At 57.1% G+C, this 22,345-nt stretch carries 18 protein-coding genes and 1 tRNA gene; 6 read left to right on the top strand and 13 right to left on the bottom strand.

Annotated elements, in window-relative coordinates; all coding sequences use genetic code 11:
* Positions 1–316: 316 nt before the first annotated feature.
* The 9 genes from VOI22_RS12810 to VOI22_RS12770 form a co-directional block, all read right to left on the bottom strand.
* Positions 317–1,033 (bottom strand): SprT family zinc-dependent metalloprotease, encoded by a 717-nt coding sequence (locus VOI22_RS12810; protein ID WP_323796856.1) that lies wholly within the window; start codon positions 1,031–1,033, stop codon positions 317–319.
* A complete protein-coding gene (locus VOI22_RS12805) occupies positions 1,033–4,086 on the bottom strand; it encodes an HsdR family type I site-specific deoxyribonuclease (protein ID WP_323796855.1) in 3,054 nt (1,017 codons plus the stop codon). The genes VOI22_RS12810 and VOI22_RS12805 overlap by 1 nt, the downstream gene beginning before the upstream one ends.
* On the bottom strand, positions 4,083–5,231 hold the full coding sequence (locus VOI22_RS12800) for a restriction endonuclease subunit S (RefSeq protein WP_323796854.1): 1,149 nt from the start codon (positions 5,229–5,231) through the stop codon (positions 4,083–4,085). Before VOI22_RS12800 ends, VOI22_RS12805 begins: the two co-directional genes overlap by 4 nt.
* Positions 5,228–7,633: a type I restriction-modification system subunit M gene (locus VOI22_RS12795; protein WP_323796853.1), complete on the bottom strand. Its 2,406-nt coding sequence runs from the start codon at positions 7,631–7,633 to the stop codon at positions 5,228–5,230. Before VOI22_RS12795 ends, VOI22_RS12800 begins: the two co-directional genes overlap by 4 nt.
* 206 nt (positions 7,634–7,839) lie before the next feature.
* A complete protein-coding gene (locus VOI22_RS12790) occupies positions 7,840–8,514 on the bottom strand; it encodes a hypothetical protein (protein WP_323796852.1) in 675 nt (224 codons plus the stop codon).
* Positions 8,498–9,085: a hypothetical protein gene (locus tag VOI22_RS12785; protein ID WP_323796851.1), complete on the bottom strand. Its 588-nt coding sequence runs from the start codon at positions 9,083–9,085 to the stop codon at positions 8,498–8,500. Before VOI22_RS12785 ends, VOI22_RS12790 begins: the two co-directional genes overlap by 17 nt.
* An 838-nt stretch (positions 9,086–9,923) precedes the next feature.
* Positions 9,924–10,000, bottom strand: a tRNA-Arg gene (locus VOI22_RS12780).
* Positions 10,001–10,091: 91 nt separating this feature from the next.
* Complete coding sequence (locus VOI22_RS12775; protein ID WP_323796850.1) at positions 10,092–11,129, bottom strand: alpha/beta hydrolase; 1,038 nt, start codon at positions 11,127–11,129, stop codon at positions 10,092–10,094.
* Entirely contained in the window at positions 11,119–12,120 is a 1,002-nt protein-coding gene (locus tag VOI22_RS12770) for an ABC transporter ATP-binding protein (RefSeq protein ID WP_323796849.1), read from the bottom strand. Before VOI22_RS12770 ends, VOI22_RS12775 begins: the two co-directional genes overlap by 11 nt.
* 117 nt (positions 12,121–12,237) lie before the next feature.
* Between VOI22_RS12770 and VOI22_RS12765 the strand changes: the two genes are divergently transcribed.
* Complete coding sequence (locus VOI22_RS12765) at positions 12,238–12,420, top strand: zinc-finger domain-containing protein (RefSeq protein WP_323796848.1); 183 nt, start codon at positions 12,238–12,240, stop codon at positions 12,418–12,420.
* Between the two features lie 20 nt (positions 12,421–12,440).
* Here VOI22_RS12765 and VOI22_RS12760 read toward each other — a convergent pair whose 3' ends face one another.
* A complete protein-coding gene (locus VOI22_RS12760; protein WP_323796847.1) occupies positions 12,441–13,046 on the bottom strand; it encodes an SAM-dependent methyltransferase in 606 nt (201 codons plus the stop codon).
* A gap of 196 nt (positions 13,047–13,242) precedes the next feature.
* Here VOI22_RS12760 and polA point away from each other — a divergent pair, with 196 nt between their 5' ends.
* Together polA and VOI22_RS12750 are read left to right on the top strand one after the other, a co-directional pair.
* A complete protein-coding gene (gene polA, locus VOI22_RS12755) occupies positions 13,243–16,089 on the top strand; it encodes a DNA polymerase I (protein WP_323796846.1) in 2,847 nt (948 codons plus the stop codon).
* A 36-nt stretch (positions 16,090–16,125) separates the two neighbouring features.
* The gene (locus VOI22_RS12750) at positions 16,126–16,647 is read left to right on the top strand and encodes a GNAT family N-acetyltransferase (protein ID WP_323796845.1); all 522 of its coding nucleotides are present in this window, start codon (positions 16,126–16,128) and stop codon (positions 16,645–16,647) included.
* 58 nt (positions 16,648–16,705) lie between these two features.
* Here the strand turns inward: VOI22_RS12750 and VOI22_RS12745 are convergent, their stop codons facing one another.
* A complete protein-coding gene (locus tag VOI22_RS12745) occupies positions 16,706–17,080 on the bottom strand; it encodes an STAS/SEC14 domain-containing protein (protein WP_323796844.1) in 375 nt (124 codons plus the stop codon).
* Positions 17,081–17,412: 332 nt separating this feature from the next.
* Here VOI22_RS12745 and VOI22_RS12740 point away from each other — a divergent pair, with 332 nt between their 5' ends.
* Positions 17,413–17,829: a hypothetical protein gene (locus tag VOI22_RS12740; RefSeq protein WP_323796843.1), complete on the top strand. Its 417-nt coding sequence runs from the start codon at positions 17,413–17,415 to the stop codon at positions 17,827–17,829.
* A 183-nt stretch (positions 17,830–18,012) separates the two neighbouring features.
* On the opposite strand, the gene VOI22_RS12735 is transcribed toward VOI22_RS12740, so the two are convergent.
* Entirely contained in the window at positions 18,013–19,617 is a 1,605-nt protein-coding gene (locus VOI22_RS12735; RefSeq protein WP_323796842.1) for a phosphoenolpyruvate carboxykinase, read from the bottom strand.
* 151 nt (positions 19,618–19,768) lie between these two features.
* Complete coding sequence (locus VOI22_RS12730) at positions 19,769–20,506, bottom strand: HugZ family protein (protein ID WP_323796841.1); 738 nt, start codon at positions 20,504–20,506, stop codon at positions 19,769–19,771.
* A gap of 202 nt (positions 20,507–20,708) precedes the next feature.
* On the opposite strand from VOI22_RS12730, the gene VOI22_RS12725 reads away from it, so the two are divergent.
* Both VOI22_RS12725 and VOI22_RS12720 read left to right on the top strand, forming a co-directional pair.
* Complete coding sequence (locus VOI22_RS12725; protein WP_323796840.1) at positions 20,709–21,398, top strand: hypothetical protein; 690 nt, start codon at positions 20,709–20,711, stop codon at positions 21,396–21,398.
* Positions 21,399–21,590: 192 nt separating this feature from the next.
* Positions 21,591–22,310, top strand: coding sequence for a response regulator transcription factor (locus VOI22_RS12720; protein ID WP_028467599.1), 720 nt, complete (start codon positions 21,591–21,593; stop codon positions 22,308–22,310).
* Positions 22,311–22,345: the final 35 nt, after the last annotated feature.

The raw sequence follows: 22,345 nt of genomic DNA, 5'->3' as shown, positions 1-22,345 counted from the left end.
CCCGGTTAGAATTTGACGAATGTTGCCCAATAGGGGGGCTACATAGGGGATATAGCCTATAGGTGTTTGGTCATATGTCATACCTTAACGGCACTCCGGAACGAGCGACTGAGATGACGTGGCTGGCCGCTGATTGGACGGTTTCTCTTTCGCATTTTGAAACCGTTAAGATATTATTAGAAGACAATATTCCCCAAAACAGTGCTTAAAATTGGGCTGTTTGAGCTGCTCTCCGGAAGATGGACGGATTTGGGGGCGATTTAGGCTTCAGCCGTGGTCCCCTGATCTATCAGCTGGCCTGCTTCGATTGAGTGATCTAGTAGGTCCAATCCATATGCGATAGCGGCGTTGCATTCAGCTTCTGCCGAACTTGTCGCCAATGCGGCATGTGGCTGTCCATCAACTTAACAAACTTGGGCCCATGGTTGGGAACAAAGAAATGCAGCATTTCATGAAGCACAATGTATTCAAGACATTCAGGTGCTTTTTTCGCGAGGTCGAGGTTCAATCGAATGTTTCGAGCCGAGGGGTTACAGCTCCCCCATTTTGTCTTCATTCTTTGTATAAAAAGCTGACTGACCCGAACCTCCAACCGACTCTCCCACTGTGCGACTAAGTCTGACGCCTTTTCACGGAGGACGGCTCGATACTGCTCATCCATCAGCACGCGCAACCTTTCCTGTGAGACTGCCTTCGGCGATGAGATCACGATTTTTTTATGAGTTATGTCGACCTTTGATTTTCCTTTGGCGACACGCAATTCGAGCAGATATCGCTGTCCCCAAAGATAGTGACTTTCACGCTCCATAAATTCCCGAGGGGCTTCCCGCTCTTGCGCCACCAGTTTTTTCTGCTGTGCCTTGATCCAATCCAACTTCGAGATTGCAAAGACGCGAACCGTATCCAAGCTCATGCGCTCTGGCGCAGAAATCCGCACCCGTCCGGTAGGGGGGTAGACACTTAGGTGAACGTTCTTGATGTCCTTGAACTGGACATCGACCGATATGCCACCAAGCTCCAGGCGCTTCACCATCAGTATTCCTGGTTCGCCTTAAGAATTGAGAACACTTTGTCCACCTGAGCCTCATCCCCAAGAATCTCAAAAAGCGCAGCTTGGATTACCCGCTCTTTGGCTTGAACACCTCGCCAGCCATGCGGGCGCACATCTTTGACCTTGGCATCAATCTGCAAGGCCAACGCTTCATTATTCTCCAGATTATTGAAGAGTGCACGCTTGCCCGGCGTATCCAGGTTTTCAGACGTATCGTCCGGTTGTCCCGCTTCAGCCTTCCGCGCGATATCCGCAATGCGCTTCAGATACTCCTCATACTCGATGGCTTTCGCCTTTCGGTCAGCGATGATTTCATCAAGAAGCACTGAAATTTTCTCGTAATATGCCGGGTCGTTCAGGTGTTCCTTGATGATCTTGCTGCGAACGTTGTTTTCAATTGTCTCGGCAATCGCATCCTTGTTGCCCTTCAACCCACCCAGCTGCGACGCGATAGCATCTGCGATACCGGTTTTCACGATCAGCTCGACAAGGCTCATGTTGTCGAAGGGGGAAATTTTTCTGGGCTCGTCTGCTTCGATGTACGTGTCGATGAGGTGGCGCATATCGGCCTCATAGGCCTTCAGATCCAAGGTCTCGCCACTGGCCTTCTTGATGATCTCGCGCACATTGACGTACTGCTCGACCTGCCCCTTGATCCTGACAATATCCGCAGCCGAGTAGCCGGCCCCTTCCAACTCATCGGCGATATTGCCATAGGCGCGAATCAATGATGCCGTCGCTTTGTAGAGGGCCGAGCGTTGCGGCTCGCGTTCCTGAAGGTCTTCGGGTACTTCCGTGTTGCCGCAAAAATAATGGATGTGTTCCAGCTCGCCTTTCGGTGGCTCAACCGGCTCGCAAAGCAGAGCCAGCGCCTCAAGCGCAACGTCCAGCCGCTCCCTGCCCTTTTTCAGACGGTCTTGCAGCAACACGTTTGGATCGGACCCACCGTCTGTGTCATCCAGATCATCGGATGAATAAACAGCGATCGCGTTTTCAACCTTCTTGAACAGGTCTTTGTAATCGACGATGTAGCCGAAATCCTTGTCGTCTCCATCGAGGCGATTGGTCCGGCAAATGGCCTGGAAAAGGCCATGATCCTGCATGGATTTATCAATGTAGAGATAGGTGCAGGGCGGCGCGTCGAACCCGGTCAGCAGCTTGTCCACCACGATCAGCAGCTTCATGTTCGCCGGTTCCTTGGAAAACAGGGCCTTGGCCCATTCCTCATAGGTCTCGGTCTTGGTCATCCCCGGCTTGGCATCCACATCTTTCAGTAACTCGGTGTAGATGCTGTAGATGGCCTGCTTGTCGGTTTCGGTATTCGCGCCCGTTTCTTCCTTGGTGACATCCTGAGCATTCGGATTGTAGGACGTAATCAGCGCGCACTTGCCCTTGAACGGGGTTTTCTGGAACAGGGCAAAATACTTGCACGCCTCAAAGATGCTGGACGCGACAAGGATGGCGTTGCCCCGTTCGCTGGAGAGGCGCGGCTTAACGCTGAAGTCAAAAATGACGTCACTGACCACACGGTCCATGCGTGAGCGGGAACTGAGCACGCTCTGCATTGTGCCCCATTTTTTCTTCAACTCATCCCGTTGCCAGTCGTTCAGGCCCTTGGTCTTTGCCTCAAACCATTGGTCAATCTTGTCCTCTGACCCGAGCCTCTGGTCGATATCCCGCGCCTCATAGATCAGGTCGAGCACCACCTCGTCTTCAACCGCTTCGCTGAATTTATAGGTGTGGATGTACCCGCCGAAAATCTCCATGCTGGTCTGCTTGTCTTTTTTCAGCAGGGGCGTGCCGGTAAAGCCGACGAATATGGCATTCGGCATCATCGCCTTCATGGCGCGGTGCAGTTTGCCGCTTTGCGTGCGGTGGCATTCATCAACAAAGACATACAGCTCCCCCACCGTCTTGCTCGGCTGGGATTCCAGCTCCTTGATGAAGGCGTCAAAATCATCCACGCCCTGACGGCCAAACTTGTGCACAAGAGAGCACAACAGGCGGGGCGTCGGCTGGGCCAGTTGCCCCATCAAATTCCGCCCGCTACTTGTCCGCTTTATGGGTTCACCGGCATCGGTAAAGACGCGCTCGATCTGCTTATCCAGCTCATCGCGGTCGGTGATGATGGCAACACGAGCGTTCGGGTTGTTCTCCAATATCCATTTGGCCAAGAGCACCATGACGATGCTCTTGCCGGAGCCCTGGGTGTGCCAGATGATCCCGCCCTTACGCTGGCGAATATGCTCCTGCGCGGCCTTGATGCCAAAATACTGGTGCACACGGGGCAGCTTCTTCACCCCTCCATCGAACAGCACGAAGTCGTGCAACAACTCGATCAGCCGATCCTTGGCGCACATCTTTTCCAGGTACTTGTCGAGCTTGTAGCCCGCGTTATCGGCTTCATCTTCCTTCCATTTCAGGAAGAATTTTTCCTCCGTGCCGATAGAGCCATATTGCAGCCCTTCGGAATCGTTCCCCGCGAAGACAAACTGGATGGTGCTGAAGAACCACTCGTTGAATTCTGGCTTTTGGTTCGACAGATTCTGCCGAATGCCATCGCCAATGGAGACCCGGCTATTCTTCAGCTCCAGAATGCCCAGGGCGATACCATTGACGTAGAGCACGATGTCCGGGCGGCGTTCCAGCCCACCCTTCAACGTCACTTCCTCGGCAACGGCGAAGTCGTTCTTCTGTGGGTTATGCCAGTCGATCAGGTGAACCTTCTCTGTCGGCTTTCCTGCCTCAACCTTCACGTCCACACCATAACGCAGCAACGAGTAAACCGCCTTGTTGCGGCCATACAGGCTTTGCTTGGTATCGTTGGCGGCAAGGCGCAGTTGATAAAGGGTGGCGCTGATTTGTGCTGATGAGTAGCCCCGCCCGGTCAGGTATCGAGTCAGCAAGCCCTCTTCGAGATTGCTGTTGCTGGCGCGGTCAGACCATTCACCAAGGTAGGCATAGCCAAGCTGATCCTGAAACAGCTTGATGACGCGGTTTTGCGTGACCCGTTCGGCCTGTCCAACCTTGCTCATACCAGCCGTATCCTCCCTGTCAGCAGTTCCTGCATCATGCCTTGTTTGATCTGGCGGGCTTTGGAGAGTTTGGCTTCGTAAGAGAATATCTCCGAATCCATATCTGAAAGTATTGAAGCAATCGCACGCTGTTCATTGGGTTCCGGGACGGACAATTCAATGCTCTCAATAGTTCTAGCGTTTAGGCTAGGAACGCCGGAAGCCTCGTTAAATTTGTACCAATCGATAAGTAAAAATCTATAAAAGAAAAATTTTGCTATATTTCCTTTAATAAGCTCTGAGTAAAAGAGTGTATCAACAGTCCAAAAAGGTTTTTCGACATATTGTGGACGATCAATAGTTCCCTTCCGCCCTATTAAGACGGACGGCTTGTCATATAATGGTTTTTGGGCAGTCCCGATCTGTCCTCCAGTTGCCAAGATTGGATAGGGACCATCTGCGACTGCAACCTCGTGCTGACTTTTACCATGACGTATGCACAGACATGATCCAATCGCCTTATTTTTCCAATCCCCACTGAAGCCTGGCAGGCGGCGTTTGCCGGTGAGGAGTTCCTGCATTGCGCCTTGTTTGATGAGGCGCTTCTTGGCGATCAGCTTTTCCAGTCCCTCAATCAGTGCATCCGCATCGCTCAAAGCCTCGGCAATGGCATTTTGCTCCTTCCGGTCCGACGGAAGGTCAAAGCAAATAGCCTTTAAGTCAGAGCTACTAATAGCTGGCAGGGCAGTTGATGAAACAATGTCGCCAAGCTTAAAATTTTGAAAATTTGAAAGTATAAGCTCTCGGGAAAAATTTTCATCTGAAAGAATGAAGCCCGCCATATTGTTGTCAAGGCAGCTCTCTTGAGAAACTAAACGTTTCCTCTCCAGAAAAATTGCTGCGCCAATCTTGGCAAACACAATCGTGCCGTCAGGAAATAAACGTGCACCAATTTTTCTACGAACATCCTTGTTAATATAATGGTTCGCGGTTTTTAAGACATACGAGTTCCCCTCCCTATTAAAGTCTGACACCTTGAAAAAGGGGTAATCCCCCGAAGCACTCCCTTGAACGGTTAACGGGAAACCTGATCCGCTTTTAAATGAACCGATGTCCGCGAGTCGTACCGACTGCCAGCCACTCGGAAGATGCTTCTCTGGTTTCACGCTATAAACCCCATCTTCTCTAGGTGGCGATTGACCTTCGCCTCCAATGCCGCAACCTCGGCCACGAGATCAGGCATTCGGGTTTCATAGCGTTCGGCGAGTGTGCGCACCCGCCCGGTCAAGGCTTGGCTGATGCGGTCCATCTCCCCATGGATCAATCCGTCAACCGTTGCCAGCCATTTGTCGTCCACTACCAGCGTCTTGATATCTGCCTCAGTCAGTTTGGGATATTGGGCATAGGCCCTGGCATCGAGGGCGGCCTCGGCCTCTTTCAACTGCTTCTTCAGGTCAGCCTCTTGTTTGGAGAGGGTGAGCCACTGGTTCAGGATTCCAGCTTCCTCCGCGGCTTCCTTGTCGCCCTTGAGTTCCTTTAACCGTGCCGTCACCGCACCTTTGTTGACCTTATCAAGTTCGGCAAAGGCACCGTCCTCGCCCCCGTGCTCCTCTTCCAGTTCCGTCATGGCTGCGCTGGCGGCTTCAAGCTCCGCCGTCAGTTCTTCGATCTTGGCCTGTTCGGTGGCGAAGTAACGGGAGACGATTAAGCCCTTGGGGATCAGGTCGCAGGTCCAGCCCTTATCCTTTTCCTTGCCCTTCTTGTCCTTCTCGATGATGCGGTAGGTCTCGGCCTTCCAGTCATCGGCGGCGATGAGGTAACAATCATCCTGCATCACATCGGACCAATAGTTCATCAAGTGCTGATAGACGTCGTATTTGTCGATCAGCGGTTTGCCGGTGTAGTGCGCCAGCAGATCTTCGGACAGGTCAAAGATCACCTCCTTCGGATTGCATCCCGTCGTCAGGCTTTTCAGCGTTGCCGATGACCGGTTGCGCCAGGTGTTGAACAGGTCGTTCATGCTGGCGATGAAGGTGGTGAATTCCGGGTGATTGTAGATGGTCTGTTTGATTGCAGCCTTATCGACCGTCAGGTCCATGTAGCCGGGGCGGTTATTGGCAAAGAGTGCCGCCTTCAGGCCGGGGCAGACATCCCAATAGGCATCAAGCGCATCGATGTCTGCAGTCGGGATGCCGCCTTTCAGATGGGCCTCGATATCCTGCTTGTCTTCCGTCTTCTGGCTGTCGATGTAGCGCGGGAGATTGAGATTGTAGTCGTTCTCCTCAATCTTCTCGTAAGGCACTATGCGAGAGAAGCCGGGGATGGCGATCTGCTTGTTGAACGCATCGACGATCTTGTGAATGTCCTGGCTGCGCAGGCGGTTCTTGGGGCCGTCCTTCATGAAGCCCTGAGCGGCGTCAACCATGAAGATGCCCTTGCGGGCGGCGGCGTCCTTCTTGTCGATGATGACGATGCAGGCGGGGATACCTGTACCGTAAAACAGATTGGCAGGCAGGCCGATGATGCCCTTGATGTAGCCCTTGCGGATCAGGTTGCGGCGGATGTCCGCCTCGGCATTACCGCGGAACAGGACGCCATGCGGCAGAATGCACGCGCCGCAGCCGGTGCTTTTGAGTGAGCGGATGATATGCAGCAGGTAGGCATAATCGCCCTGTTTGCCGGGTGGCACACCAAAGGAATCGAAGCGGTCATATGGGTCTTTGAGCGGGTCGAGCCCCGTGCTCCAGCGCTTGTCACTGAAGGGCGGGTTGGCGATGACAAAATCGAACTGCTTGAGCGCCTCCCCATTCTTGTACTTTGGATCGGCGAGCGTATTGCCCTGTTCGATAAGCGCCGTCGGGTTGTTGTGCAGGATCATGTTCATGCGGGCGAGACCGCTGGTGGCGGCGTCTTTCTCCTGCCCATAGAGCGTGAGTGCGGTACCTGCTTCGTCGCCCACTTTCAAAAGCAACGAGCCTGAGCCACAGGTAGGGTCATAAACGGTCGTGTCGGCTGACGTTTGGGCGGTCTTGATGCCAATGACCTGCGCCATGATGCGGCTGACTTCGGCAGGGGTATAGAATTGCCCCTTGCTCTTGCCGCTTTCGGTAGCGAAGTGCCGCATCAGATATTCATAGGCATCGCCTAGTATATCGTCGCCGTCGGAACGATTTTTTGAAAAGTCGAGAGCCGGGCGCTGGAATATGCCGATCAGGTTGGTGAGGCGATCAACCTTCTCCTTGCCGTCGCCGAGCTTTACGGAATCGTTGAAATCAGGAAAATCCGACTGCGAAAGCTGTTGGTTCTTTTCGGCCAGGGGAGCCACGATCTTCTTATTGATCTGGTCGCCAATGTCGGATGTGCCTTTGAGCGCCACCATGTCGGCGAAGCCAGCCCCTTGGGGAATGGTGATAGGGGCATAGGGAACACCGGCATATTTGTCGCTAATATATTTGATGAACAGAAGCGAGAGCACATAGTCCTTATACTGACTGGCATCCATGCCGCCGCGCAATTCATCGCAGCTGGACCAAAGTGAGCTGTAGAGTTCAGATTTCTTGATTGCCATACGCCAGTCATTCCCATCGTTTCTTCTGATCGGGGCTTCCACCAGGTCAATGGGCCCGGAATCTCTGTGCCACTGTATCAATATCCAGACGTCAACCGCTTTAAGAACTTGCCTAATCCGGTACTCCGTCTGAAGGCCGTCTAGTGCGATAAAGCTCCTTCAAATGGATCAGAGCCTATAGCTGTCCAACATGGCAGCGATAAATTTCAGACATACTGAGACCGATAATCCCGAAAGGCTTTTTCGAACGACCCACGAAGGCGAATCTCCATGTCGCGGTCCATCGGCGATAGTCCGATTTCATATTCTTTGTTGTGCTTGGAAAACAGGCGAGCGACCGACTGCGATGCGCGGGTCGCGATGAAATAGCGTTCGCCATTCTGGATGTCATGGATAAGGCCCAGAAATGATCGCCCCAAAGGAATTCCCACTGTGGATTGAATATAAAATTTGCATTCAGCCGTCAGTACGACCTTTGTACAGCGAGGGTGGACATTGTTGGCGCGGCAAGTGTCAGCTTCGCTCTTGTACAAGACCGCAACGTCACATTCGTGCTTAACTTTGGACCGTCCGGAGACGTAAATCCCGACATGCGCTTCCAGATCCGGGCAGCGCGGGAATTGAATAAGGGCGTAGCAATATGGATTTGCGTTAGAGGCGATGCCGGAGGGTTGGGTTCTAAACCAGAATTGAGTTGCTGGATTGCCGTCGGGCCCTCGGAGCGAAACAGTCGCGCCCTCATGTTCTGCAGCCTCGAGGACTAGCGACCAGACATAGTTTTCATAGAGATCATTGCCAGCAGATGCTGAAGATAAATTGGTGCTCGGTACTGCGCCCAAAGACGTTGCAATCTGATCCCACAAATCATCCTCGATCGCCATCGGCATCCTCCTCATTTTCGAACGCGATCAAGAGCGGGCGTCTTTTCAAGTCAAGCTCCTTTAGGAGGCTATTCAGGTTGCCTGCAAGCGGGCGCAAAGACTGACGGGCCCGAGCGATATTGTTTCTGGTCAGTTCTATTTTGGGCTCCCTTTTTTCCTGATCGCCTCGGCCTGCAATTTTGATGACTATTTCTGCTTCTCGCTCTCCATCGATGCTGCCGAAACGAGCAACGGTATCCAGAAGTCTGGAAGCCATTTTCACCGGTGAGACAAATGCCAATGCCAAGGCTTCCGCCGTCATATCAAGTGCTTCGGACGAGCTGTATGGTTCGCTGCCCACAAGAGAGGCGCTGGATTGTGTGCGAGACCGATCCTGACCGGTAATACGGTCTTGGCCGTCGCTCTCCTTTACCTTCACGCTTCGCATTATGGGGCGGCCTTCGTCGATCTCGGATTGAATGAGATCCAAAACCTCATTCACCCGTTGCCATGCAGGCTCGTTTCTATGATCCCGAATAGTTTGCGTTAGTGCGCCGAGCTGACGCTCCGCTTCCTCTTCACTTGCTGCCATCCGCCAGTCTCCGCCCAAGCTTTCCCGTCCCCAATATCCATTAAATACATACGTCTAAAGTAGCAAGGGATGAAGTTAACTAAGCTTTTGCACGTTTTTAGGGCGATTTCGGATAGCATTTTAGGCGGCTAATGTTGGATCGAAGCGTCATCTCGTTGGCGCCAGAAGGAGCTGTGGGCTGCCTTTTAGGGTTTGAGCACGGCGGCGATGCCCATGGATTTTGCCAGCGCTCTTTCTTCACGTTGCAAGGGCAATTCTGGAAGCCTGGTTCGGCCGCACCGAAGCCTTGTGAGTTTGGCTCTGAGAAGCGTTCTGTCGTTCAGTTCCAGAGGCGAGTTTCGCAGGAGAAAATCAGTTTGATTTTAGGATGAATTGGTGGACGCCCGGCCATTATTAGGCCCTACAGGACGCGATGTTGCCGGTTTGTATGTTCTTCGATTAATCTGAAGGCGCTTTGGCGGGCATCAAAGATGCGGGTTTACCCTGAATTTATGTGCTCGTTCGGAGCGTCCGCTCCCAGCGGATCCGAGACTATCGCCGCCCCACACTTAGGGGAGTTCGGGGAGCAGGGTAATGGGTCTGTTGCGTAGCCTGATGCGAGTCCCTTACACGCTCGCTCGTGGCATCGGACATTATTTTCCTCAAACGCTTATTGGTGATGTATGCCCGGGAGGAGCTTGGGTCTCCTTGGTCTGATGTTCTCTGTCGGACTTTGAGTGTTGTTGCTGGAGCGATTAGCCAGCAGCCCAACAGCCACCGAAATTCGAGCTGCTGCTTCCGCCATGCTTCCGCAGCCGATAATCAGAACGCGTTTAGTATGATAAGTTATTGAAAAGTTTGGCGCACCCGAGAGGATTCGAACCTCTGACCTCTGCCTTCGGAGGGCAGCGCTCTATCCAGCTGAGCTACGGGTGCATACCGTGTGCCGGGCGGAAGCCGCACGGCTGAGCGACCGGAAACTACCCTCGGGCGCATTTGGGCGCAAGGGGGAAAGCGCGGGTCTGTTTCAATCCTCCTGATGGCAGAATACGGGGAGCGGGCGCGCGTCGTTCGCGTGCGGAATTTCCGCCCCGCTCGGCAATGCCGCCGTCGGATCGCCGAGCCAAGCGGCGATGTCGGCGCTGACCCGGTCGCCTTGCAGGTCCCGGAACAGCATATGATAGCCGTCCTCATACAGGGCGAGGCGCCAGTGCCGCCCATCCGTGCCGCCATTGGGAAGGGTCTCCAGCATGCGGCAGGTAGGGCCGCGCGGGATGATGCCGTCCTGCTCGCCATAGAGCACCAGCAGCGGGACGGAGAGGCCGGGTGCTGACGCCAAGGCTTCGTCCATCAAGCCGCTTAGTCCCCAGGCGGCTTCGATCCGAGTTTCCTTGATCATCATCGGATCGCGGGAGAGCCGGCGCAGCATCTCGATATTATCGGAAGGCGGGCTCGGCAGGCTTTGCGGCCGGACACGGATGCGCGGCGCAATGTGAGCGGCCAGTGTCAGGGTGAAGCGCTTCCAGGGCGCCATGGTGCTGCGGCCCCAGACGGCGGGCGCGGAGAGTATGGCGCCATCCAGCCGTGGCGGGCTCTCGCCGGCGAGGGCCGCCATGATCACGGCCCCGCCCATGCTTTCGCCGAGAGCGTAGATCGGGAGCTTCGGATAGCGCGCGCGCAGCAGTTCGGTGACCGTGTAGAGATCGCCTGTCATCGCTTCGGTTCCGGGCCAGTCCCCGCGCATGGACGTGCCGCCGAAGCCGCGCTGATCGTAGGCGTAGACCAGCAGGCCGTGTTGTGCGAGCAGAGGGCCGAGATCGCGATAGGCGCCGGAATAATCGTTGAAACCGTGCAAGGCGACGACGGCGGCGCGGGGTGCTTCTTCCGGTGCCCAGCGCTGGTAGGGCAGTTCCGCTCCATCCTGCATGACGAACGCATCGTCAAGGACAGCGGCCGGTTGGTGAGCTTCAAGTCGAGGGGCGATGCCGGGCGCACAGCCGCCGAGCGCGAAAAGAATGACGGCGAAAACGGCGCGCCACGCCGCCCCTGATCCGCTACGCCGCATGAAAGCGGTCAGTCTCCGGATCGTTGCTGGTGAGGGCGAGGAAAATGTCTTCGAGGTCGCTCTCGTCGGTGCTGATGTCCTGGATGTGGAAATTCGCGGCTGCCAGCGCGCCGAGAATGCGGGCAATCGGGCCGTCGCTCTTGCGGAACGTAAACGTCAGCTGGTTTTGCCCGGTGATGGATACGGAGAAAGGCTGGAGCGGCTGCGGCAGCTTGTCGGAGTCCTCCGGGAGCGTTTCGGCAACAGTGACCGTGACCGATTTGACATCGATCCGCTGCATCAGGTTTTCCTTGGTGTCGCAGGCAATGACCTCACCGTGATTGATGATGGCGATGCGGTCGCAGAGCTCTTCGGCCTCTTCCAGATAATGCGTGGTCAGCAGGATGGTGACGCCACGCCGGTTCAGCTCGCGGACATTGTCCCAGAGCTTGCGGCGAAGCTCGATATCGACGCCTGCCGTGGGTTCGTCCAGCACCAGGATCGGCGGGTTGTGCACCATTGCCTTGGCAACCAGCAGACGCCGCCGCATGCCGCCAGACAGCGAGCGGGTATAGGCATCGGCCTTGTCGCCGAGCTCGACCAGGTCGAGAATCTCCTGGGTCCGCCGCTCCGCCTTTGGAACGCCGTACAGCCCGGCCTGGAGGTCGAGCAGTTCGCGCGGGCTGAAGAAGGCGTCGATATTCAGCTCCTGCGGCACGATGCCGATCGCAGCCCGGGCCTGACGCGGATCCTCGTCGATATCGATGCCCCAGACTTTCGCCGTTCCGGCTGTCTTGTTCACCATGCCGGCGAGGATATTGATCATGGTCGATTTGCCGGCGCCGTTCGGGCCGAGCAAGGCGAAGATCGAGCCGCGCGGGACGGCAAGGTCGATGCCTTTCAGGGCATGTTTTTGCCGCGATCCACCGGCTTTGCCATAGACCTTTTCAAGGCCTTTGATCTCTAGCGCGAGCTCGGGAGCAGACTGGGACGGCTGTGAACGTGTCGACACGGGAGCAGACCTTATACAGGCGATTGAAAATACGCGGTGAGCGGCTATTATCTCCCGGCATTCCGGGAACGGAGGCTACGCTCAATATAGGTACCGGTGCGGAGAAGGACCAGTCAGATGGCAAAACCGTTCGAAGTGATCACTGTTTCGGAGAAGCGTGTTGCCTGTGACGGCGGCAAGGGCGCGCTCGGCCACCCGAAGGTTTTCCTCACCATCGGCGACGAGGGCAAGGTGACCTGCCCCTATTGTTCGCGTGAGTTCGTCTACAGCGCGCCGGTGCAGGGCGAAAGCGCGGCCTGACTAATGGAGGGCGGCAGCCTTTATGCCGCTTCCGGGGTTTTTCCGGTAACCTTCCAGTAAGTGTTATTTTCGATTTTCTTGAGGGCGTAGCAACGTAGTTCTCCGCGAGCGGAGGACGCCGCGACTTTCTCGAAGCCGGCGGCTTCGAGTTTGGCGGTGAGCGTCTTGGCGGTGAAAGCCGTGCGGTGCGCCATGAAGCTGTTGCCGCGCGCAATTTCCCAAGAGGCGCCGAACAGCATGTCGAGCCCCATGATATCCGTCATTCCGTCTTGGGTGTTCGTGGAATAGAGCTTTTTCTCAGGGCCATGTTCCAGGATCGCGCGGCAAATGGCGTCCAGGTCCGGTGTCCGGATCACGGCAAAACCTGTATCGTCCAGTACCCGGTAAAAATTCGAAAGACAGCCCGGTACTTCGTGGAGCTCGAGATGTTCCAGATTGTGCTTGGAGAACAGGTAATGGGTGGAGCCGTCCGGAATGGTAGAGAGAGTGCGGATATCGTCGATTACATCCGGATTCACACCAGGATCGATATCCACTCTGACCTCACGCCACTCATTCTCGAAATCGAGCGGCGGCAGGGCTTCCTTGCTCTGACGGCCGCATCCAACATGAAGCAATGTCTTCAATTCAGTCGATCCCATGATTGAATGCTGTCTCTTTGCTGATTCTGGAACGAATGATGAATACAGCCGCTGGCGTTGCCTTTCAATCGCCGTTCTTTACATCGCTTTGCCGCAGTCCCGCCAATTCGCTTGTCATGGGCACCGCCGTCGCTAGACTCTCTCCGCAGCCGCCTCCCGAAGCTCGTCCCTGGATCCCTTGATGACCGACATAGCCGCGTCCGATATCCCCAGTGCCATTTCCGACACAGAAAACCATCTCTATCTGGTGGACGGCTCTGGTTATATTTTCCGCGCGTTTCATGCCCTGCCACCAATGAACCGATCCGACGGTACGCCGACTAACGCGGTGTTCGGCTTCACCAACATGCTGATGAAGCTGGTCGAGGATCTTGAGGCGGATCATGTGGCGGTGATCTTCGATACAAAACGGCTGACCTTCCGGAACGATATCTATCCCGCATACAAGGCCAACCGGGACGAGCCGCCAGAGGATCTGCGCCCGCAGTTTGCGCTGATCCGCGATGCCGTTCGGGCCTTCAATGTACCCTGCCTGGAAATGGAAGGCTATGAGGCGGACGACCTGATCGCGACCTATGCCTTGCAGGCGAAGAAAAAGGGCATGCGGGTCACCGTCGTCTCATCCGACAAGGATCTGATGCAGCTGGTCGATAATGGTGTCGACATGTTCGATCCGATGAAGAACCGGGCGATCGGCCGGGCTGAGGTGATCGAGAAATTCGGCGTTGGTCCCGAGCGGGTGGTCGACGTGCAGTCTTTGGCCGGTGATTCGGTCGACAATGTGCCGGGCGTTCCGGGGATCGGCATCAAGACGGCGGCGCAGCTGATCAATGAATATGGCGATCTCGACACGCTGCTGGCGCGGGCGGAGGAGATCAAGCAGCCGAAGCGGCGACAGAACCTGATCGAGTTCGCGGATCAGGCACGGATTTCCCGGGATCTCGTCCGACTGAAGGACGATGTAGAAGTGATCGAACCGCTCGAGCGGCTTACGGTGGAAGATCCGGACGACGCCACCGTCCTCGCCTTCCTGAAGGAGATGGAATTCAAGCGACTGATAACCCGGTTCGAGTCGGAGCTGGCGGACGGCGCCGCCGCCTCGTCCGCGCCGGGCGCGGCACCGGCGGAAGGCTCGGTCGGCTCTCCCAATCCGGTAGGCGATGTCAGCTATGACCTTGTGCAGGAGGTCGCCGATCTGGAGCGCTGGATAGCGGCTGCCCATGCTGATGGCGTTGTTGCCGTCGATACCGAAACGACCTCGCTCAACGCTATGCGGGCGGATCTGGTCGGCGTCTCGATGAGCATTGTTCCGGGTAAGGCCTGCTACATTCCGTTGGGGCACACAGAGGGAGAGGCACAGGGCAATCTGCTCGGGGGCTCGGATGGTGGCGAGGACGGCCCGAAACAGATCCCCCGCGATGAGGCGTTGGCTCTATTGAAGCCTCTGCTGGAAGACCCGTCGGTCCTGAAGGTGCTGCACAACACGAAATACGATGCGCTGGTGCTGGCGCGGGAGGCCAATGGAAGCATCGCGCTGGGTCCGGTGGACGACACCATGTGCATGTCCTATGTGCTTGAAGGCGGGTTGCACGGGCATGGTCTGGACGACCTGTCGGAGCTGCATTTCGGCCATACCAACATCAAGTTCGCGGATGTCTGCGGCAAGGGGAAGGCACAGATCCCGTTCTCCGAAGTCTCCCTCGAAAAGGCGCTGGATTACGCGGCTGAAGATGCGGACATGACGATCCGGCTGCACCGCAAACTGCGCCCGGAATTGCCGAAAGCGGGCCTGCTGACGGTTTATGAAACTCTTGAGCGGCCGCTGATCCCGGTGCTGGTCGGCATGGAGAAGGCGGGCATCAAGGTCGATCCGCAGATCCTGCGCGCCATGTCGAAGGATTTCGAGAAGCGGCTGGAAGAGCTGGCGGTGCAGATCCACGAGCTGGCGGGGGAGGAGTTCAAGATCGGCTCGCCCAAACAGCTTGGCGAGATCCTGTTCGACAAGATGAGCCTGCCCGGCGGCAAGAAAGGCAAGACCGGCGCCTATGCGACCGGTGCCGATATCCTGGACGATCTTGCTGCACAGGGACACGATCTGCCGGCCCGGGTGCTCGACTGGCGCCAGCTTGCCAAGCTGAAATCGACCTACACGGACGCGCTGGTCGAGGCGATCAATCCGGAGACGGGGCGTATCCACACCTCCTACTCCATGACCGGAGCCAGTACCGGGCGTTTGAGTTCAAACGACCCGAACCTGCAGAACATTCCGATCCGCTCGGAAGAGGGCCGGAAGATCCGCACCGCCTTCGTGGCCGAGCCGGGGCACAAGCTGCTGGCGGTGGATTATTCCCAGATCGAGCTGCGGCTGGTTGCCGATATCGCGGATATCGAAAGCCTGAAACAGGCTTTCCGCGATGGCATCGATATTCACGCCCAGACGGCGTCGGAAGTCTTCGGCGTGCCGCTAAAGGACATGGACCCGACCACCCGGCGCAATGCCAAGGCGATCAATTTCGGCATCATCTACGGCATTTCGGCTTTCGGTCTCGCCCGTCAGATCGGCACCGAGCCAGGTGTGGCGAAGAAGTATATCGACGCCTATTTCGAGCGTTTCCCGGGCATCCGCGATTACATGGACAAGACCAAGGCGGCGGCGCGGGAAGACGGCTATGTCACCACCCTGTTCGGCCGGCGTATCCATATCCCGGGCATCAAGGACAACAATCCGGCCCGCCGAGCCTTCTCCGAGCGGGCGGCGATCAACGCGCCGATCCAGGGCTCGGCTGCCGACGTGATCAAGCGGGCGATGGTGCGCATCGGTCCGGCGATGAAAGAAGCCGGGCTGAAGGCGACGATGCTGCTGCAGGTGCACGATGAATTGCTGTTCGAGGTGCCGGAGTCGGAAGTCGAGGAGACAACGGCCCTGGTCCGCAAGGTGATGGAAGGTGCCGCCGAACCGGTGGTGGAGTTTTCCGTCCCGCTGGTGGCCGACGCCGGTGTGGGCGACAGCTGGTCGGACGCGCATTAATATTGTGGTCGAGTGACGTTGGATACCGGAGGGCACATGAGCGAGGCCGCGAAACCGAAACGCACGGCAAGTCCAATCCCCGTTCGGGTTCGTCAGGCGGAGGAGCGGGACAAGGACCGTCTGGTCGAGATCATGGACGCCTGCTGGGAAGCGACCTGGATGCCCTTCATGCCGCCCGCCGTGCCAGCGCGTTACCGGAACGAAAATCTCGGCCGGGCCTTTGTCGAAAACGCCTGGCACACCTGCCGGGTGGCCGAAGCGGAAGACGGCAAGCAAGGCGTGGTCGGCTTCTGCTTCCTGCTTGGCAATGAGATGAAAACCCTGCAGGTGCTGCCTGACCTGCAACGCCGCGGCATCGGCCTGGCGCTGCTACAGGATGCCGAGGCCTGCATCGCCAAGGCCGGACATGACCACGTGCATGTCGAAGCCGATGTCTTCAACGCGCGCGCGGCAGTGTTTTACCATGCCATGGGCTACGAAGAGACCGGCCGGATCGACAACGATATCCTTGGCTACAAGGTTGCAACGCATGTGTTCCGGAAAGATTTAGGCTCGTAGCGTTAGAGACGCCCGGCATCTCATCAAAAGAGGCGCGCAGCCGTGCTTAAAACTGGCGCTAGAGAGGCGTATTCAGCCACGCTTCCGCCGCTTCCGTCTCATCCAGTGAGAACCCCTTCATCTCCAGCCCAGGAATGAGTGCGCCTTCGATATCGGCTGCTTTGCGGAGCCAGGTTTCGTCGCTGAGCACGGCGCAGCGGTCGAACTTGCCGAGCATGCCGAAGAGCTTCGGCAGATGTCCGAGTTTCACTGCGATGGCGCTGAGAGAGGGCCAGGGGAAGTGGTGCAGGCGGTAGAGCAGTTGGCCATGCTCGATACCTTCTGATTTCTCGATCAGCTCTTCGATAGCGCTGCGCATGGTGTCTTCGTCGATGGAGGTGCCATCGAATTCCATGTCTATCCGGTTCGGTGCGGTTTTCGTGATCTTGATCATCAGGGGCCTCCGGTCCGTCTGGTCTGAACTGCATATGGGGACGGTGGGGGCGGAATGGTATCCACCCGGACGTCATCCCGATGAAAATCGGGATCCATTTCTCCGGCAGCGCTATGGCTTCCGACTTTCGTCGGAATGACGGTTTGGTCAAACAGCCCGCTTAGTGCTGGAAGTTCTTACGATCAGGCGCCGCTTGGAGCGTGGCTCGCCTGCTTCAATCTCGACGCTATGACTGACCCAGCAATGAGCGGGTCCAGGTAGGACAAATTTCACAAAGAGGCGGCGTATGCGTTTGGTGACTACTGAAGAACTGCAAATGGAGGCTTGTCGCCGTGAAACAAATTCTGAAATGGATATCTGCACCGCTGTTTTCCATCTTTCTGCTTGGAGCCGTAAGTGGGGAAGCTGATGCCGTGGTTCTCAATTATAGCTCAAGCTGCGCTGTTAATGATCGCGTGACCATCCAGATCGGAGACGAACACACATGGCTGGAACTCAGCACCGGTGGTCCGATTGATTCCCTGGCCACCGTAAGAGTGGACAACCGTGGTTTTTTCAACGTTCAACAAGGTCAATCCTCCTGCCTGATTGACCTGACAAACAACGAGCTACGGCAGTTACATCTCGACGGGGAGTATTATTGTTATGGCGCGCGAACCAATGGATCGGGCCTCGCAACCGTTGAATTAGAGCTTCATACCGGTCCGGTTCCTAATGCCCCCGGTCCATGTCATTCCCGGTCCATGTGATTGAAGAGCTTCGCTTATGAGAAGCGAGCCAAAGCCTAACACAGATTGAATACTACAGGCGGCCGCTGGCCGCGTTCCAGCTGTTTAAACTGCCATTCAACCGGCGATGCGACTTGGTGGAGAACGAAAATAGAAAAGGCCGCCCAATGGGCGGCCTTTCGATAATTTTGTGAACCGTCGCGCTTACGCGGCGGCCTTGACCCCGGCTTCGATCACGGCAGCTTCGACGTATTTCTCGAACTGCTTGAAGTTCTCCTGGAAGCGGGCGCGGAGGTCCGAAGCGGTGGCGTCGTAGCCTGCCTTGTCGGACCAGCTGTTGCGTGGGTCGAGCACGTCCGACGGCACGCCTGGGCAGCTTTCCGGTATGAAGAGGCCGAAATGCGGCTCCTGTTTCACCGGCACGTCATCCAGTTTGCCGGCGAGCGCGGCCCGAACCATGGCGCGGGTGAAGGCGATCTCCATGCGGTTGGCGCCGCTGCCGGCGCGGCCACCCTGCCAGCCCGTGTTGACCAGCCAGCAGGTCGCGCCGTGCTGGGCGATCCGTTCGCGTAGCATCTCACCATAGACGCTCGGATGGCGCGGCATGAAAGGGGCGCCGAAGCAGGTGGAGAAGGTTGCCTGCGGATCGTTGCCGAGGCCTTTTTCCGTCCCGGCCACACGGGCCGTGTACCCCGAGAGGAAGTGGTACATAGCCTGTTCCGGGGTCAGCTTCGAGATCGGCGGCAGCACTCCGAATGCGTCCGCTGTCAGCATCATGATGTGCTTCGGGTGGGCGGCCGTGCCGGACAGGTCCGTGTTCGGAATGAAGTGGATTGGATAGCAGGACCGGCTGTTCTCGGTCAGGCTGCCGTCGTCGAAGTCGATTTCCCGGGTTTCCGGGTCGTAGACCACGTTTTCCAGCACCGTGCCGAATCGCTGCGAGGCGGCGTAGATTTCCGGCTCTGCTTCTTCGGACAGCCGGATCACCTTGGCGTAGCAGCCGCCCTCGAAATTGAAGATGCCCTTGTCGGACCAGCCATGCTCGTCATCGCCGAGCAGGATACGGGTGCCATCGGAGGACAGCGTCGTCTTGCCGGTGCCGGAGAGGCCAAAGAAGATCGCGCTGTCGCCGTTCTCCGAAACATTCGCCGAGCAATGCATCGGCATGACGCCGCTGTCCGGCAGCAGGTGATTCAGGATGCCGAAGATCGACTTCTTGATCTCGCCCGCGTACCAGCTGCCGCCGATGACGACGAGGCGTTTGTCGAAATTGACCAGGATGAAGGTCTCGGAATTCAGCCCGTCCGCCTCGCCCGCCGCCTGCAGGCCGGGAGCCTGGAGCACGGTGAACTGCGGCTCGAAGCCGTTCAACTCCTTGCGCTCGGGGCGCCGGAACATGTTCTTGGCGAAGAGATTGTGCCAGGCGGTCTCGGTCACCACGCGCACCGGCAGGCGGTAATCCTCGTCGGCGCCGGCATAGCAATCGAGCACGTAGCAGTCGCGGCTCTGCATGTATCCGGCGAGGCGCCGGTGCATTTCGTCGAACAGCTCCGGCGTGCAGGGCCGATTCACCCCGCCCCAGTTGATCTGGTCATGGACCGACGGTGTGTCGACGATGAATTTGTCCTTGGGAGAGCGGCCGGTATGCTTGCCTGTCTCGACCGCAAGTGCGCCGCCGGGGACGATCTGGCCCTCGTCATTGCGGATTGCATGTTCGTACAGTTCCGCCTCGGAGAGGTTCCAGTAAGCGGTTCCGAGATTGAACAGCCCGTGCTGCTCCAGATCCTGCGCGGATCGTTCCTGGCCCATGTGACTCGTTTCCTCGATCTAGCTTCTTCTAACTCGGCGCGGAATTTTTAACTCTTCTATGCGGTCCCGCTCCGCTTGGGTCGGAAATTGTTACGGGTCTGTTTCAGTGATTGCAACCGCCCGGGCGGCGGTTTTCACGAAAAAGTGCCGATTAGTCCGCGTCACTCTGCCGCGCGCGCTTCACCAGAGCGACGAGAGCCTTGCGAGTCTCGTCCGCATCGCGGACCGGTGCATCGTAATCGAGCCGGGCAACATCTCCGCCCGATCGCAGATCGCAGCCTTCAGCATCGCAGCCCGTCATTTCCCAGCCGTCGCCATCGCGGCCAAGCAGGACAGAGGCATAGAGCTGGTTCGCGTCGGCATGATCCTCGTTCATGTGGGCGACGATCCCGGCTTCCGCTTCTTCCAGTTCCGGCGCCCGCTCGGACAGGATGTCCACCGCCTCGACCCAGTGGATCTTGCCGAACCCGGCGACGATATGCGCCCGCTCGACACTCACCCGATAGAAATTGAAATCCTTGAATTCGGCAAACATGCGGGCGCTCGGATGGTGACGCAGATAGCGTTCCGCCATGCGGTCGTCGTCGATCTTCTCGATGCGTCCGAGCACGGAGGCGCGGGCGCCGGTCAGCGGCTCTTCAAGGCCGCCGGTGCCGTCGAAAAGCAGGCAGACACGGGGATCGGCTTTCAGGTTCGTCGTGTGTTCGGCGAGGTCGGACAGCAGCAGCAGCGGGCTGCCGTCTTGATCGACCGCAGCCATGACGAGAGAGCCATAGGGCCAGCCGTCCTTCTCCGCCATTCCGGTGGAGAGCGTCGCGCGGTCGAGAGAGCGCATCAGGGCGCGGATTTGCGCTCCGGGGGAGAGCTCGCGGGTTTCTGCTTCGCTCATTAATAGTAACTCCGCAGGATAGTCGTTAATCTGCAAACATAGAGGGAATATCTGCATCAAATTGCTGTCTTCAGTCCAGTCTCCGATGTATTACCCTTGGCTACGAGGGGCTCTGGTCAACCGGATGTGCCAGGCGCGCTGGTCACTATGAGCATATAAACAGTCAAACTGAGGCACGGTGTAATTTAGTGTCTGATGAAGGATGAAGTTTAAGTTTTTGATTAAGAAAAATATTCTCATGATTACGGGTGTGCTGTTTTTGTGCAGCGTCGGGACGTTGTTCGCTGGGGAGGCCCCTACGGAGAGCAAGGCGGCCAATATCTACAATCCCGCAAACGAGCGGCCAATGTATGGCGGCGTCAAAAAGACTGCTGACATGCTGGCCGCAGATAATGCCTTCCGTAAGAGAGTTCTGGAGATGGGCTTCACGGATGAACAGGCCTATGCGGCAAGTATCAAGCTTGGCTGGAAGTATTTCCATTCCGGTAAGGTTCGCACTGCGATCAAGCGCTTCAATCAAGCTTGGTTATTAATGCCGGAGAAATCGGGTGCTTATCACGGTTTCGCTTTGGTCCGGGTGGTGCAGCAGGCCTCACTTTCGGAAATCGATCAACTGTTCGAAATGGCACTGAGCAAGAAAGACCTCAGTGCCGGGACGTTGTCCGATTACGCTCGTTTCCTGAACCTCTCGGGTCGTTCTCGTCAGGCGATCACCCAGGCTGAGAGGGCCCTTGCTATGGATGGCAATGTTTATAACGCCCGAAATCAGATGGCGGCCGCCTATCTTTCGCTCGGTGAGCGTGCGCTTGGATGCGAATGGGCCCGGCGGGCCAGATCAGCCGGTGAGTCGTCTGTGCCGGAAGCCGAATTTCAGGCTACTTGCGGTGATTGAGGCTCGGCAGCAGAGCGTATTTGCTTAAATTGGCGTGCCGCCGAGATATTGCCGCAAGTATGTCACAGCTCTGCCGTAATCCGGCATCATTGAAGCAGCTGGAGAAGATCGCACGCACCGGTCCGGCTGGTCCCGGAGAGCAGAAGTGTGCAAAATCGGGGACGCCGTATTCCGGCGGAAAGGGTTGCAGACATGAATACGATTGCGCTGGTCGATGACGACCAGAATATTCTCACCTCTGTTTCCATCGCGCTTGAGGCCGAGGGTTTCGAGGTGCGCACCTTCAAGGACGGTGAGGAGGCACTGCGCGGGTTGACCCAGCGACCGGTGGATCTCGCCATTCTCGATATCAAGATGCCGCGTATGGATGGCATGGAGCTGTTGTCACGCCTGCGCCGCCAGAGCGCGCTGCCGGTGATCTTCCTGACCTCGAAGGACGACGAGCTGGACGAGATGCTCGGCCTGAAGATGGGCGCCGATGACTACATCACCAAGCCGTTCTCCCAGCGTTTGCTGATCGAGCGTATCCGGGCTCTGCTACGGCGTCAGGAACTGGCCCAGGACGAGGCTAACCCGGCCAGCGATTCCGTACTCGCGCGCGGCGATCTGATGATGGATGGCTCACGCCACCTCAGCGCCTGGAAAGGTCGTCCGGTGCCGCTGACCGTGACCGAGTTCCTGATCCTGCGCTCACTCGCCACCCGGCCAGGGCACGTCAAGAACCGGGATCAGTTGATGGATGCCGCTTATGGCGATGCGGTCTATGTGGATGACCGGACCATCGACAGCCACATCAAGCGCATTCGCAAGAAATTCAAAAGCGTGGATGACGATTTCGAGCAGATCGAAACGCTGTACGGGGTCGGCTACCGGTACCGAGACCCGGCCTTGGTGGCCGCCGGCCCGGCATGAGCCTTTCCTGGGGGGATGGGCTTCGCGCAGTGTTC

This window comes from Nisaea sp., from assembly GCF_034670185.1.
Lineage (GTDB): Bacteria > Pseudomonadota > Alphaproteobacteria > Thalassobaculales > Thalassobaculaceae > Nisaea.
Note: the sequence above shows the minus strand (reverse complement) of the source record. Positions and strands in the feature narration are given on the sequence as shown.